General features: G+C 73.8%; 15 protein-coding genes. 9 read left to right on the top strand and 6 right to left on the bottom strand.

Annotated features, from left to right (window positions below):
- Window positions 1-36: 36 nt before the first annotated feature.
- Both Sdia_RS03320 and Sdia_RS03315 read left to right on the top strand, forming a co-directional pair.
- Window positions 37-552: a DUF4232 domain-containing protein gene (locus Sdia_RS03320; protein WP_100456405.1), complete on the top strand. Its 516-nt coding sequence runs from the start codon at window positions 37-39 to the stop codon at window positions 550-552.
- 81 nt (window positions 553-633) lie between these two features.
- Entirely contained in the window at window positions 634-1,305 is a 672-nt protein-coding gene (locus Sdia_RS03315; protein WP_100456403.1) for an MOSC domain-containing protein, read from the top strand.
- Between the two features lie 10 nt (window positions 1,306-1,315).
- Here Sdia_RS03315 and Sdia_RS03310 read toward each other — a convergent pair whose 3' ends face one another.
- The 4 genes from Sdia_RS03310 to phoU form a co-directional block, all read right to left on the bottom strand.
- A complete protein-coding gene (locus tag Sdia_RS03310; protein ID WP_100456401.1) occupies window positions 1,316-1,885 on the bottom strand; it encodes a TetR/AcrR family transcriptional regulator in 570 nt (189 codons plus the stop codon).
- A complete protein-coding gene (locus Sdia_RS03305) occupies window positions 1,875-2,198 on the bottom strand; it encodes a DMT family transporter (protein ID WP_100456400.1) in 324 nt (107 codons plus the stop codon). Before Sdia_RS03305 ends, Sdia_RS03310 begins: the two co-directional genes overlap by 11 nt.
- A gap of 176 nt (window positions 2,199-2,374) precedes the next feature.
- Complete coding sequence (locus tag Sdia_RS03300; RefSeq protein WP_164494962.1) at window positions 2,375-2,542, bottom strand: hypothetical protein; 168 nt, start codon at window positions 2,540-2,542, stop codon at window positions 2,375-2,377.
- A gap of 432 nt (window positions 2,543-2,974) precedes the next feature.
- Window positions 2,975-3,655 (bottom strand): phosphate signaling complex protein PhoU, encoded by a 681-nt coding sequence (gene phoU, locus Sdia_RS03295; protein WP_100456398.1) that lies wholly within the window; start codon window positions 3,653-3,655, stop codon window positions 2,975-2,977.
- 297 nt (window positions 3,656-3,952) lie between these two features.
- Here phoU and Sdia_RS03290 point away from each other — a divergent pair, with 297 nt between their 5' ends.
- The gene (locus Sdia_RS03290) at window positions 3,953-5,392 is read left to right on the top strand and encodes a sensor histidine kinase (protein WP_100456396.1); all 1,440 of its coding nucleotides are present in this window, start codon (window positions 3,953-3,955) and stop codon (window positions 5,390-5,392) included.
- Window positions 5,389-6,069: a two-component system response regulator PhoP gene (phoP, locus tag Sdia_RS03285; RefSeq protein ID WP_100456394.1), complete on the top strand. Its 681-nt coding sequence runs from the start codon at window positions 5,389-5,391 to the stop codon at window positions 6,067-6,069. The genes Sdia_RS03290 and phoP overlap by 4 nt, the downstream gene beginning before the upstream one ends.
- Before the next feature lie 104 nt (window positions 6,070-6,173).
- On the opposite strand, the gene Sdia_RS03280 is transcribed toward phoP, so the two are convergent.
- Entirely contained in the window at window positions 6,174-6,809 is a 636-nt protein-coding gene (locus Sdia_RS03280) for a DUF461 domain-containing protein (protein ID WP_115067709.1), read from the bottom strand.
- A gap of 732 nt (window positions 6,810-7,541) precedes the next feature.
- On the opposite strand from Sdia_RS03280, the gene Sdia_RS03275 reads away from it, so the two are divergent.
- The 3 genes from Sdia_RS03275 (at window position 7,542) to ispF (ending at window position 9,720) form a co-directional block, all read left to right on the top strand.
- The gene (locus tag Sdia_RS03275; RefSeq protein ID WP_003949795.1) at window positions 7,542-8,024 is read left to right on the top strand and encodes a CarD family transcriptional regulator; all 483 of its coding nucleotides are present in this window, start codon (window positions 7,542-7,544) and stop codon (window positions 8,022-8,024) included.
- Between the two features lie 393 nt (window positions 8,025-8,417).
- Window positions 8,418-9,215 carry a 2-C-methyl-D-erythritol 4-phosphate cytidylyltransferase gene (gene ispD / locus Sdia_RS03270; protein WP_100456390.1) on the top strand — a complete coding sequence of 266 codons (798 nt, stop codon included), beginning with the start codon at window positions 8,418-8,420 and terminating at the stop codon, window positions 9,213-9,215.
- Window positions 9,205-9,720: a 2-C-methyl-D-erythritol 2,4-cyclodiphosphate synthase gene (gene ispF / locus Sdia_RS03265; RefSeq protein WP_189500491.1), complete on the top strand. Its 516-nt coding sequence runs from the start codon at window positions 9,205-9,207 to the stop codon at window positions 9,718-9,720. The genes ispD and ispF overlap by 11 nt, the downstream gene beginning before the upstream one ends.
- Before the next feature lie 196 nt (window positions 9,721-9,916).
- On the opposite strand, the gene Sdia_RS03260 is transcribed toward ispF, so the two are convergent.
- Entirely contained in the window at window positions 9,917-10,195 is a 279-nt protein-coding gene (locus Sdia_RS03260; RefSeq protein ID WP_100456387.1) for a hypothetical protein, read from the bottom strand.
- Between the two features lie 150 nt (window positions 10,196-10,345).
- Between Sdia_RS03260 and Sdia_RS03255 the strand changes: the two genes are divergently transcribed.
- Window positions 10,346-10,969, top strand: coding sequence for a GNAT family N-acetyltransferase (locus tag Sdia_RS03255; protein WP_100456385.1), 624 nt, complete (start codon window positions 10,346-10,348; stop codon window positions 10,967-10,969).
- A 60-nt stretch (window positions 10,970-11,029) separates the two neighbouring features.
- On the top strand, window positions 11,030-12,604 hold the full coding sequence (locus Sdia_RS03250) for an ABC transporter substrate-binding protein (RefSeq protein WP_189500490.1): 1,575 nt from the start codon (window positions 11,030-11,032) through the stop codon (window positions 12,602-12,604).
- Window positions 12,605-12,609: the final 5 nt, after the last annotated feature.

Below are 12,609 nucleotides of genomic sequence, written 5' to 3'. Positions count from 1 at the left end.
CTGCTCCGGGCGGGTTTCGAGACAGGGGGTCACACCATGCGTGTCCGTCCACTGCCCGCTCTGGCGTCCGCGTGCGCGGCGCTCGTCGCCGTCGCCCCTCAGGCCGGGGCCGCCACCACCGCCGACCGTGCCCCGCTGGCCACCTGCCGGGCCTTCGCCGTGGAGGTCGGTGCCAAGGCCGACGCCCAGGACAGGACCGTCGTCCGGATCACCGTGACCAACCAGGCCCGTCGGACCTGTGTCGTGGACCGGCTGCCCACCGTCAGCTTCGGGGAACTGGACGGGCCCGCTCAGCACGTGCCGGCGGGGGAGAGCGGGCCGTACCGGCTGGGGGCGGGGGAGACGGCGTACGCCACGGTGCGGACCGTGGGGGCGGACGGGGAGGTCCGGCGGGTCGGTGGTGTGACGGTGGCGGGGGACCCCTCGCACTCCGGGCGGACGTTCTCGGCGCGGGAGTTGGGGGCCGGGAGGTATGTGGAGGTGTGGGAGCCGGTGAGTTCGTGGTGGAAGGGATCGGCGCGGGCGGCCGACGAGGCCGTCGGGGTCGGCTGACGCCCGGAGTACGCGCGCCCGGTGGGCGGGCGCGCGTAATTCCGTGGCCGTGGGGGGCGGGGTGTGCCTAGCGTTCCGGGTATGGAACTGCTCTCGGTGAACGTCGGCGTGCCCCGCCTCAACCCGTGGAAGGGCCTGGCGGCCACGGGGATCGACAAGCGACCCGTCGAGGGACCGGTGGCGGTGACCGCACCGGGGCCCAAGGGCGACGGACGGGTCGGGCTGGCGGGGGACCGGGCGTACGACGTGAAGCACCACGGGGGTGCCGATCAGGCGGTGTACGCGTACGCGCGGGAGGACCTCGACCGGTGGGAGGGCGTGTTGGGGCGGCCGTTGGCGGGGGGTGTGTTCGGGGAGAACCTGACGACGCGCGGGGTCGACGTCAACGGCGCGCTGATCGGCGAGCGCTGGCGGATCGGGGCGGATGTGGTGCTGGAGGTGGCGGTGCCCCGGGTGCCGTGCGGGACCTTCCAGGGCTGGCTGGCGCGGGAGGGGTGGATCAGGGAGTTCACGGTGGCGGCCGAGCCGGGGGCGTACCTGCGGGTGGTGGCGGAGGGCGAGGTGCGTGCCGGGGACCCCGTGGAGATCGTGCACCGGCCCGGGCACGAGGTGACGGTGGCGCTCGCCTTCCGGGCGCTGACGCGCGAACCGGAGCTGCTGGCACGGCTGTCGCCGGCGCAGGCGCTGCCGGAGGAGGCGCGGGAGCTGGTCCGGCGGAGGACGGGGGCGGGGAGGGCCGGCCGACCGGGGTGAGCCCCTCGGGTCATGTGCCGATGACCCGGCGCATCGCCTCCTCGACCCGTCCCGCGTCCACCGGTTCGTCGCGCAGGAGGGACTGGAGGAAGAGGCCGTCCAGGGTCGCGGTGAGGGTGGTGACGGTGGCGGGGTCGGTGGTGAAGGGGGCGGTCAGTTCGGTGAGGACGTCGGTCCAGCGGGCGGCCGCCGGACGCAGGGCGGGGCGGCGGGCCGCCTGGAGGTACAGCTCGTACTCGGCGAGGGCGCGGGAGCGGTTCTCCTCCTGGCAGGCGGTGAGGTGGGCGGCCAGGTCGGCCAGGCCGTAGCCCTCGGGGAGGCGGGCGGAGAGGTCGCGGGCGTAGGCGTCGGAGCTGTCGCGCAGGGCGGCGGTGAGCAGGTCGTCGACGGCCGGGTAGTGGTAGGACGCGACCGACTTGGTGACGCCCGCCTCGGCGGCGACGGCGCGGTGGGTGACCCCGGTGACGCCGTCGCGTTCGATCACCCGGACCGTCGCGTCGAGCAGGTGGCGCCGGGTCTCCGCGCCGCGTGCCCTGCGTCCGTCCGTCTCGGCGCCGCCGGGTCCGGGGTCAGTGGGCACCGCCCGCCTCCAGGGCGACGACGCCGACGGCGACGAGAGCCAGGCCGCCGTACTGGACCGGGGTCAGGCTGTCCCCGAGGAAGGCCGCGCCGATCAGGGCGACCAGGGCGACACCCGCGGCGGCCCAGATGCCGTAGGCGATGCCGATGGCCATGCCGCGCTTGAGGACCAGGGCCAGCAGGGTGAAGGCGGTGAGGTAGCCGACGACCACGACGACCGACGGGGCGATCTTCGAGAACCCCTCGGAGAGTCGCAGGGAGATCGTCGCCGTGACCTCGGCGAGGATCGCGCACGCCAGCAGGACCCACGTCATCGTGATGCTCCGTTCCGTTCGCGGGATGGTGCGAGTACGTAGGAGGCGGGCGCCTCCGGCCGAGAACAACCTGGACGTTTGTCCAGTTATTCCAGCGTACGCCTGCGCACGTCCGCGGGCCCGCGCCCGGGTGTCACCGGAGGCGCGGGCCCGCGGGTGTGGGCGCGGTGGCGGTGTCAGCCGCAGCCGCCCCCGCACTGGCACGAACCGCCGGACTGGCAGCCGCAGCCGCAGCTTGAGCCGCAGCCGCAGGCGCCCAGCAGGACGAGGCGTGGCAGGTCGCGGCGGGTGGCGGGGCGGACGCGCTGTTCCTGGGAGGTCTCGGGTGTGCGGGCCTGGGCCATGGCGTTCCCTTCACGGGTCACAGGCGGACGGCGCTCCCGGCCCGGGCGCCCGCTCGATGGCGGTGCGCCGGCCGGATGCGCGTCCGGATCTGGCGGACAGCGTGCGGTGCGGCGCGGCGGGGCCGCGCGGGAGGTCCGGGCGGCTTGGGCCGTACAGACGGCGCCGCGTACGGCGCGGAGCCGTACCGCTCTCTCATTGGACGCCGCGACCGGTGGGCGCATCAACGGCGCACATGGGCGTGGGGCGTGAGGGGGCCGCACGCCGGTGCGCCCGCTCGCACCACCGCGCGGGACCGGTGGGGCAGGAGGGTCGCCGGGGCGCGGAAGTGACGGGAGGGGCGGGGCGCCGATGGGCACCCCGCCCCTCGCGTCCGCCCGGCTGCCACCCGGCGCGCCCCGTGAGGGGCCTCGCCGTGCGTCGGGGCTGTCGGGCTACACGCCCTCGACCGGCACCCCCGGCGTCTGGATGTCGTCGGCGTGCTCGCCGGTCACCAGGTAGACGACCCGGTTGGCGACCGAGACGGCGTGGTCGGCGAACCGCTCGTAGTAGCGGCCGAGCAGTGTCACGTCGACGGCCGTCTCCACGCCGTGCTTCCAGCGGTCGTCCATCAGGTGCTGGAAGAGCGTGCGGTGCAGCAGGTCCATCTCGTCGTCGTCGGTCTCCAGCTGGAGCGCGAGGTCGACGTCCTTGGTGATGATCACCTCGGCCGCCTTCGCCATCAGCCGCTGCGCGAGCTGCCCCATCTCCAGCAGCGTCGCGTGCAGGTCCCGGGGGACCGGCGAGTCGGGGAAGCGCAGCCGTGCCTGCTTCGCCACGTGCTTCGCCAGGTCGCCGGAGCGCTCCAGGTCGGCGCTCATCCTCAGGCTGGTCACGACGATCCGCAGATCGGTCGCCACCGGCTGCTGGCGGGCCAGCAGTGCGATGGCCCGGGCCTCCAGGTCGTGCTGGAGGTCGTCGATCTTCTGGTCGCCGGCGATCACGCTCTCCGCCAGATTCAGATCGGCGTCCAGTATCGCCGTCGTGGCACGACCGATGGCCGACCCGACCAGCCGAGCCATCTCGACCAGGCTGTCGCCGATCGAGTCCAGTTCCTCGTGGTACGCGTCCCGCATGGGCTCCCTCTCTCCCGGTTCGGGGGGCTCCGGGGGCGTCTCCCCGGTCTTCGTGGACCGGCCCGCGGTGTGCCGCGCGGTGCCTCGGTGTGCGAGGCGCCGTGCCCGGCGTCGCGGGCCCACGAAGGCCGGGAGTCGCCTCCTGGCCCCACGCTCCCACGATCGGGGGCCTTCGCGACGGCATCCGGCACCTCCGGTGAACCGGCCCCGTCGCCACGGTGAACTCTGGGCGACGAGTGGTGCGGGCCGCACTCCCACCGCTGTGACCGGGACCTTCCCCCCGCATAACCTGGACACATGGACGTGAACACGGCAGTGGCCGCGGTGGCCGCGCTCGCCGGGCTGTGCACCGGTGTCGTCGCGATGCTGGCGTTCCGCTGGAGCGAACGCGAGCTGCGGCGGCCCACCCGCAGTTCCCTGCACAGCACCCCGGTGCTGCCGCCGGGTGTCGACACCGTCCTCTCCGCGCTCCGCTCCTCCGCCGTCGTCCTCGACGAGGGGGACGGCGTCGTGAAGGCCAGCTCCGCCGCGTACGCCCTCGGGCTGGTGCGGGGCGGCAAGCTGGCCGTCGAGCCGATGCTGAAGATGGCCCGCGACACCCGGCGCGACGGCGAGATACGCCAGGCGGAGCTGGACCTGCCCCGCCGGGGCGCGATCCGGGGCGACGGCCTCGCCGTCTCCGCGCGGGTCGCCCCCCTCGGCTCCCGCCTGGTGCTGCTGCTGGTCGAGGACCTCACCGAGGCCCGCCGCATCGAGGCGGTACGGCGCGATTTCGTCGCCAACGTCAGCCACGAGCTGAAGACCCCGGTCGGCGCCCTCTCGCTGCTCTCCGAGGCGGTGCGGGACGCCGCCGACGACCCGGAGGCGGTCGAGCGGTTCGCCGGGCGGATGGAGATCGAGGCGACCCGCCTGACCAGCCTCGTCCAGGAGCTGATCGACCTCTCCAGGGTGCAGAACGACGACCCGATGGAGGACGCCGAACCCGTCGACGTCGACGAGCTGATCGCCGAGGCGATGGACCGCAGCCGCCAGGCCGCCGCCCACAAGCAGATCACCATGAGCTGGGGCGGCGACATCGACCTCTTCGTCTGGGGCAGCCGCGGCGCCCTGGTCGGCGCCCTCGGCAACCTGGTCGAGAACGCCGTCAACTACAGCCCGCCCCGGACCCGGGTCGGCGTGGCCGCCCGCCGGGTCCGCGAGCCCGACGGCGACTACATCGACATCACCGTCACCGACCAGGGCATCGGCATATCGGAGAAGGACCGCGAGCGGGTCTTCGAACGCTTCTACCGCGTCGACCCCGCCCGCTCCCGCGCCACCGGCGGCACCGGCCTCGGCCTCGCCATCGTCAAGCACGTCGCCGCCTCGCACGGCGGCGAGGTCACCGTCTGGAGCTCCGAGGGCCAGGGTTCGACCTTCACCCTCCGCCTCCCCGAGGCCGGCGCCACCCGCGACCGCCGGACGAGGCCCAAGGCGCGGCCCCGGCCCGGGACGGGCCCGGACGACTCCGCCTCCACCACGACCACCACCCCCGGCAGCGCCGCCGGGGGCTCCGGCGCCACCCGGCGCCCCCGGACCGACGACGTCGACACCGACGACGCAACCGGCGGCGCGGACCGCGCGTACGGCCACGGGGAGCCGCACGGCGCGGCGCCCCGCCCGGCCGCGGCCGTCCCGTCCTGCGCGTCGCCTTCCGCCCCACCATCCGTTCTTCCTGCCCCGGAGGTCCTCCCGTGACCCGAGTGCTCGTCGTCGAGGATGAGGAATCCTTCAGCGACGCCCTGTCCTACATGCTGCGCAAAGAGGGCTTCGAGGTCGCCATCGCGGCCACCGGCCCCGAAGGACTCGACGAGTTCGAGCGCAACGGCGCCGACCTGGTCCTGCTCGACCTGATGCTGCCCGGACTCCCCGGTACCGAGGTCTGCCGCCAGTTGCGCGGCCGCTCCAACGTGCCGGTGATCATGGTCACCGCCAAGGACAGCGAGATCGACAAGGTCGTCGGCCTGGAGATAGGGGCCGACGACTACGTCACCAAGCCCTTCTCCTCGCGCGAGCTGGTCGCCCGCATCCGCGCCGTGCTCCGCCGCCGGGGCGAACCGGAGGAGGCCGTACCGCAGGCCCTGGAGGCGGGGCCGGTGCGGATGGACGTCGACCGGCACGTGGTCACCGTCTCCGGCGACAAGGTCGACCTGCCGCTCAAGGAGTTCGACCTGCTGGAGATGCTGCTGCGCAACGCCGGGCGCGTGCTGACCCGGATGCAGCTCATCGACCGGGTCTGGGGCGCCGACTACGTGGGCGACACCAAGACCCTCGACGTCCACGTCAAGCGGCTGCGCGCCAAGATCGAGCCGGACCCGGGGGCCCCGCGCTACCTGGTCACCGTGCGCGGCCTCGGCTACAAGTTCGAGCCCTGACGGGGCCCGGCCCCGAGGCGGGCCGGTGACACGCGGAGGGCGGGACCCGGTGATCCGGGTCCCGCCCTCCGCGCGTCACCCTGCCGCCCGGCAGGGAGGAGTCCTCAGTGACCGGCCTCGGCGCCGTCCGCCTCGCCCTGCGCGCCGTCGGCCGGGGCTCCGGAGCCCTCGCCGGCGGTCTCGGAGCTCTCCGGGGAGGGGCTGTTCGAGGCGGGGGCGCTCGGCATGTCGCTCGGGCCCCACTTCTTGAAGTAGCCGGCGGCCGGGACGACCAGGGTGTCCAGCTTCACGTCGCCGGTACGGCTGAAGGTGAAGGTGACGGCCTGCGCGTTGCCGTCGAGGACGGAGGTGCGGCTGCTGGGCAGGACCGCCGAGGCGTTGTCCTCGCCGCCGACGATGAGGCGGCCGCCGGCCGGGATGGTCAGCGGGCCGTTGCCCTGCGCGGCGGTCAGCTCGGCCTTCTTGTCCACCCCGTCGACCACGACCGAGTCCAGGGTCTGGTCCTTGGTGCCGTTGTTGAAGATGGTGGCGGCGACGATCGCGGGACCGGTCGACTCGAGGTCGGGCTGGGTCACGATCGTGGCGTTCTGGACCATGATGTCGCCGACCGTGGCCGCCGCGTTGTCCGGACGGATCTGGTGGGTCTCGGCGTTGTTCCCTGCGGCGCACGAGGCGAGCGAGGCGATCGAGAACGCGATGGCGGCGGCGGCGACTGCGCCGCGTCGAAGGCTGCTGCTCACGGTGCGGGCAACTCCTTGAACGAGGACGGAACGAGGTCGGTACGGGACAAGCGGGCGGTTCGTGACCCTCCCGGTCAAGCGTGATCAGGTTACCGAGCCGTCGCCACCGGGCTTCACCCGACCCGCCCCCTGCCGGAGCGGTGACACCCCGGGCGGCGGTACGAGCCCGCCGGGACGGAGCCCGGGAGGCCCCGGGCTCCGTCCCGGCCCGGGGCCTATCCGGAAATGCGCGGGCGGCTCCGTTGAGGGGATTCCCGGGGTTTTCGGTAAGGAATGCATGGCCGTCGTGGGAAATGGATCAGAGCGCCGCGGGTTGCCGCCGGCGCTGTGCCGCGTGATCACCCCGTGATCGTGCCGTGATCCGGCGGGGCGTTTCCCGGGCGGTCCGGAGGCCGTCCGGCCGGGTGTGCCGGGCGGGTGGTGTGATCAATTCCGGCAATGCCGGGAAGTGTGACGCGGTCCCTCGAACACGGGAGCCGTCCGGGGGCCCGCCGTACCGGACAAAACGGGACATAGGGCCCGGTCTTTCCGGCTTCAACCACCTGTAACGTACGCGTTTCCCTTTCCCTGGAGAGCCGCCCCGACCTGCGAATACCTCCTTCCGCAGGCCCTTCGCAGCACGTTCGCGTTGTTGTTGTCAAGCCCCGAGATATGGCCTGACCTGCGAAAACGCCATTCAAGGGGCTCGATTCTCGTGTTACCCTAGATAGCCACGGAAGGGGTACCTGTCACATGACGTTCAAGGTTGGCGACACCGTGGTCTATCCCCATCACGGGGCCGCGCTGATCGAGGCAATCGAAACTCGTCAGATCAAGGGTGTGGACAAGAACTACCTGGTTCTCAAGGTCGCGCAAGGCGACCTGACGGTGCGCGTGCCCGCGGACAACGCGGAGCTGGTCGGCGTGCGCGACGTAGTGGGCCAGGACGGTCTGGACCGGGTCTTCGAGGTGCTGCGCGCGCCGTATGCCGAGGAGCCGACCAACTGGTCCCGACGCTACAAGGCGAATCTGGAGAAGCTGGCGTCGGGCGATGTGATCCGCGTCGCCGAGGTCGTCCGCGACCTGTGGCGCCGGGAGCGCGAGCGCGGTCTGTCCGCCGGTGAGAAGCGCATGCTGGCGAAAGCACGCCAGATCCTGGTCAGCGAGCTGGCGCTGGCCGAGAACACCAACGAGGACAAGGCCGAGGCCCTCCTCGACGAGGTGCTCGCCTCCTGACGTCCCGCTCCTCGCGGAGCGGCGTCGCGTGAGCGCGCACGTCCATCTGCCGAATCGCCCGTTGATCACCTTCACCGGGCGATTCGGCATGTCCGAACCGGACACGGAGAGAGTGCGGAAAAGAGGGGCACGCCTGCCGGTGTGCCCCTCTGGCGTACCGGGATACTGATCGACACGTGCCGTGTGTGATGGGTGGAGCGGACGGTCTGACCGCCGCCGTCCGGTGGTGTCGCGTCTGTGGTCGGAAAGGCCCCCGCGTGTCGCTCCTGGAGGTGCCGGGCCCCCGGCAAGTGGCTCGACCGGAAGTCACGGAAGGGTCCGGTCCAGACGTCGCGCCCGGCACGTTGGTGGCCATACCCAGGACGCCCGAGCGTACAAACCTGAACGGAACCGATGACTGACGAAACACAGGCGCCCCGCACGGCGGTGGTGATCCCGGCGGCCGGCCGCGGCGTGCGGCTCGGCCCCGGCACCCCGAAAGCCCTGCGTACGCTGCACGGAACCCCCATGCTCGTCCACGCCGTCCGGGCCATGGCCGCCTCGCGCGCCGTGTCCCTGGTCGTGGTGGTGGCCCCGCCCGACGGCGTCGCCGAGGTCCGGGCGATGGTCGACGACCACCTCCACCCGGCCGAGGCACCCTCCTTCGCCCCCGCGCGGCGCGGAGGCGGGGACGAGACCGACATCCGGGTGGTCGCCGGCGGCGAGACCCGGCAGGAGTCGGTACGCCGCGGGCTCGACGCGCTCCCCGACGACGTGACGGCCGTACTGGTGCACGACGCGGCGCGGCCGCTGGTGCCGGTGGAGATCGTGGACGGCGTGGTCGAGGCGGTGCGGGGCGGTGCCCCGGCCGTCGTGCCCGGACTGCCGCTGAGCGACACCGTCAAGGAGGTCGGCCCTCTCGCCGGGGGCGCCACCGTGCCCGGCGAACCGGTGGTGGCGACGCCCGAGCGGGCGCGGCTGCGGGCGGTGCAGACGCCCCAGGGGTTCGACCGGGAGGCCCTCGACCGGGCGCACCGCCAGGGACCCGTGGAGGGTGAGGGCGCCACGGACGACGCCGGGCTCTGCGAGCGACTGGGGCTGCCGGTCGTGGTCGTGCCCGGGCACGAGGAGGCGTTCAAGGTGACACGGCCGCTCGATCTGGTGCTGGCCGAGGCGGTTCTGGCGCGCAGGAGGGCCAACGATGGGTACTGAGGCGGGGCCGCGGGACGGGGCCGGGTTCGTGATGCCGCTGGTCGGGATCGGGACCGACGTGCACGCCTTCGAGCGGGGGCGCGAACTGTGGTGCGCCGGGCTGCTCTGGGAGGGTGAGGAGTTCGGGCTCGCCGGGCACTCCGACGGGGACGTGGCCGCGCACGCGGCGTGCGACGCGCTCTTCTCGGCCGCCGGCCTCGGGGACCTCGGGGCGCACTTCGGGACCTCGCGGCCCGAGTGGGCCGGGGCCTCCGGGGTCGCTCTGCTCGGCGAGGCCGCGCGGATCGTGCGGGCCGAGGGGTTCGGGATCGGGAACGTGGCCGTACAGGTCGTCGGGTTGCGGCCCAAGGTGGGGAAGCGGCGCGGTGAGGCCGTGGCAGCCCTGTCCGGGGCGGTGGGGGCACCCGTCTCCGTGTCCGGGACGACGACCGACGGGCTCGGGCTCACAGGGCGCGGGGAAGGGCTGGCGGCGATCGCCACCGCCTTGGTGTACCGGGCCGGGTGAGCCCGGCTCCGCCCGGCCGGGGTGGGCTGCGTCCGGCTGGGCGGGGTGACCGGTCTCGCCCGCCCGGGCTGGGGTGGGGTGGCCTCACGCGCCGGCCGGGCTGGGATCGGTTCGGCTGGGTGGTCGGTTTCGCCAACCGGGCCGGGGTGGGCCGGGTCGAGGGGCCCCCGGCCGGGGTTCTGGCGGGGCGGGGCGGTCAGCGGGTGTCTCCCTGCCAGTCCCAGCGGGACGGGGCTGTGGGGCGTGGCTTGTAGAGGGAGCGGCCGTCGGGGCCGTACCTGCTGAGGGCGGTGGGGAGGGCGGCGCCTTGCCGGCGGGTGGTGGGCGGGTGGCCGGTGATGTCGAGGAGGAGGCCGTCCAGCGGGCCGCCGACGAGTTCGGCGTAGTGGTGGCCGGGGAGGGGGGAGGCCTCGGGGGCGGCGGGGTCGTGGCCGTAGACCCGGCCGCGCAGGAGCCGCTCGTCGTCGCTGTCCATGGGGGCAGGGTGGCAGTCGGCACCGACAGGGCGGAATGGTTCCCTCCGGGTCGGCTGCGGGGCGCTCCCCTGACCCGCTCCTGCACATGGGTTGCACGTACGCTGGTACGGCAGGTTCGTGTGGCTGACGAGAGGCTGGTGGCAGGCGGGATGACCGTGGTGGCCGGAGTGGAAGCGGGTGTCCGGGAGCGGGCGGGGCGGGACGAGTACGTGCTGCGGACCGCGTCCGAGGCCGATGTGCCGGGAGCGCGGGCCGTGATGCTCGACACGGTCTACCGGGATCTGCGCTCCGGTTACGTGCCCCGCTGGCACGCCGACATCATCGACCCGGCCGCCGCCTACCTGGAGCCCGAGCGGTGCACGCTGCTCGTCGTCGAACGCGACGGGGAGATCGTCGCGACCGGCGCCGTCCGCGACCGGGGCCCCGCCGCGCCGCCCAACCCCCAGTGGGTCGCCGACCGCTTCCCCTCCGGCAGTACCGCCCAGCTCTGCCGGATCTACGTACGTCCCGAGCACCGGCGCCACGGACTGGCCCGGCGTCTGGTGCGGGAGCTGTGCGGCTTCGCGGTGCGGGCCGGCGGGTACGAGCGGGTCTATCTGCACACCGACCCCGCGGTGCCCGGCGCCGAGGCGTTCTGGCGGGCCACCGCCGAGGAGGTCTGCGACGAGCGGGCGCTGCCCGGAGGCGGGCAGGGCATCGTGCACTTCGAGGTGCCGGTGGCGGGGCTGGCCGGTGCCGCGCGCCGGGACCGGGCCGATTCCGTGGCCGGCTGAGGCGCGAGTCCGCCCATACCCCCTGTTATATGACAATCGTTTTCATATAAGGTCGCGTTCATGTCCTCGGAGTCCTCCCCGTCCTCCACGCCGTCCGCCCGCCGGAATCCCACCCGGACGGGCGTCCGCCGCCCCCTGCTCGCGCTCGGCGCCGCCGCGCTGCTCGTCCCCGTCGCCGCCTGTGGCGGCTCCCCCGGCGACAGCGGCTCCGGCAGCGGCGACCAGCGGCTGCGGGCCGTCATGGCGTTCCCGCCCGCGCAGGCCATGTCGCCCTACGGGGACGACGCGGTGACCCTCAGCCGGCTCTCGGTGATCGAGGGGCTGACCCGGATCGACGAGGACGGCGCCGCCGAACCCGCGCTCGCCACGAAGTGGCGGCGGGACGGCGACAAGGGCTGGGAGTTCACCCTGCGCGACGCCCGCTTCCAGGACGGCGGGGCCGTCGACGCCGAGGCGGTCGTCCGCTCGCTGACCGCCGCCCAGGCGGCCTCACCCAGGCCGCGCGTCCTGAGTGACGTGCGGCTGACCGTCGAGGCCGGGGGCGAGCGGACCGTGCGCGTCACCACCGACGAGGCCGACCCGCTGCTGCCCCAGCGCCTCGCCAACCCCTCGCTCGCCATCCTCTCCGAGGCCGCCTACGAGAAGGGCGCCAAGGGCACCCAGGTGAACCCGGCCGGGCACGCCACGGGGCCCTACACGCTGACCAAGGTGAACGGCGCCGTCTCCGCGACGCTGGAACGCAACGACACGTACTGGGGTGGGAAGGCGAAGGCGCCCGGTGTCGACGTGAAGTTCGTCGCCGACGGGACCGCGCGGGCCAACGCGCTGCGGACCGGCAGCGCCGACATCGCCGAGTACGTGCCCGTCGCGCAGGTCTCGCTGCTGGAGGAAAAGCAGATCCACGAGGTGCCGACCGCGCGCACCAACACGCTGTACCTGAACACCGGGCGCGGCGCCTTCGCCGACCCGGCGATCCGCGCCGCCGCCCGGGCCGCGATCGACTCCAAGGCGCTGGTCGACGGGGTCTACGAGGGCCGGGCCGACACCGCGCGGGGCCTGCTCGGGCCCGGTGTGCCGTGGGCCGCCGACGCGCGCGAGGCGCCCGAGGGCCGAGCCGAGCCCGCGGGCAGGGCCGAGGTGGCGAAGACGAAGCAGATCGTGCTCGCCACGTACACCAACCGCCCGGAGCTGCCCGAGGTCGCCTCGGCCGTGCAGCAGCAGTTGGAGGCGCGCGGCTTCACCGTCAAGCAGTACGTGCGGGACTACGCGCAGATGGAGGCGGACGCGCTGGCGGGCAGGTACGACGCCTTCATCCAGGCCCGCAACACCCTGCTCGACACCGCCGACCCCGTCTCCTACCTCGGCTCCGACTTCACCTGCGAGGGCAGCTTCAACATCTCCCAGCTCTGCGACCAGGGCGTCGACGAGGCGGTGGCGAAGGCCGCCGGGGCGGACGGGCTGACGGCGCGGCACACCGCCGAGATGAGGGCCGAGGCGAAGATCCTCGGGGCCGACGCCGCCGTGCCGCTGGTCCACGAACGGTTCGTGCAGGGCTTCGACTCCGGGAAGGTCGCCGGGGTCGCCCTCGACCCGATGGAGCGCCGCCTGATCACCGCCGACACCCGGCTGCGCTGACCGGC

Origin of the sequence: Streptomyces diastaticus subsp. diastaticus (assembly GCF_011170125.1) — a bacterium.
In the GTDB taxonomy this organism is placed as follows: Bacteria; Actinomycetota; Actinomycetes; order Streptomycetales; family Streptomycetaceae; genus Streptomyces; species Streptomyces diastaticus.
Note: the sequence above shows the minus strand (reverse complement) of the source record. Positions and strands in the feature narration are given on the sequence as shown.

What these genes read in the sequence shown, in the direction of transcription:
- Sdia_RS03320 (WP_100456405.1), top strand. Translation starts at nt 37, where the DNA reads ATGCGTGTCCGTCCACTGCCCGCTCTGGCGTCCGCGTGCGCGGCGCTC.
- Sdia_RS03315 (WP_100456403.1), top strand. Translation starts at nt 634, where the DNA reads ATGGAACTGCTCTCGGTGAACGTCGGCGTGCCCCGCCTCAACCCGTGG.
- Sdia_RS03305 (WP_100456400.1), bottom strand. Translation starts at nt 2,198, where the DNA reads ATGACGTGGGTCCTGCTGGCGTGCGCGATCCTCGCCGAGGTCACGGCG.
- Sdia_RS03300 (WP_164494962.1), bottom strand. Translation starts at nt 2,542, where the DNA reads ATGGCCCAGGCCCGCACACCCGAGACCTCCCAGGAACAGCGCGTCCGC.
- phoU (WP_100456398.1), bottom strand. Translation starts at nt 3,655, where the DNA reads ATGCGGGACGCGTACCACGAGGAACTGGACTCGATCGGCGACAGCCTG.
- Sdia_RS03290 (WP_100456396.1), top strand. Translation starts at nt 3,953, where the DNA reads ATGGACGTGAACACGGCAGTGGCCGCGGTGGCCGCGCTCGCCGGGCTG.
- Sdia_RS03275 (WP_003949795.1), top strand. Translation starts at nt 7,542, where the DNA reads ATGACGTTCAAGGTTGGCGACACCGTGGTCTATCCCCATCACGGGGCC.
- ispD (WP_100456390.1), top strand. Translation starts at nt 8,418, where the DNA reads ATGACTGACGAAACACAGGCGCCCCGCACGGCGGTGGTGATCCCGGCG.
- ispF (WP_189500491.1), top strand. Translation starts at nt 9,205, where the DNA reads ATGGGTACTGAGGCGGGGCCGCGGGACGGGGCCGGGTTCGTGATGCCG.
- Sdia_RS03260 (WP_100456387.1), bottom strand. Translation starts at nt 10,195, where the DNA reads ATGGACAGCGACGACGAGCGGCTCCTGCGCGGCCGGGTCTACGGCCAC.
- Sdia_RS03255 (WP_100456385.1), top strand. Translation starts at nt 10,346, where the DNA reads ATGACCGTGGTGGCCGGAGTGGAAGCGGGTGTCCGGGAGCGGGCGGGG.
- Sdia_RS03250 (WP_189500490.1), top strand. Translation starts at nt 11,030, where the DNA reads ATGTCCTCGGAGTCCTCCCCGTCCTCCACGCCGTCCGCCCGCCGGAAT.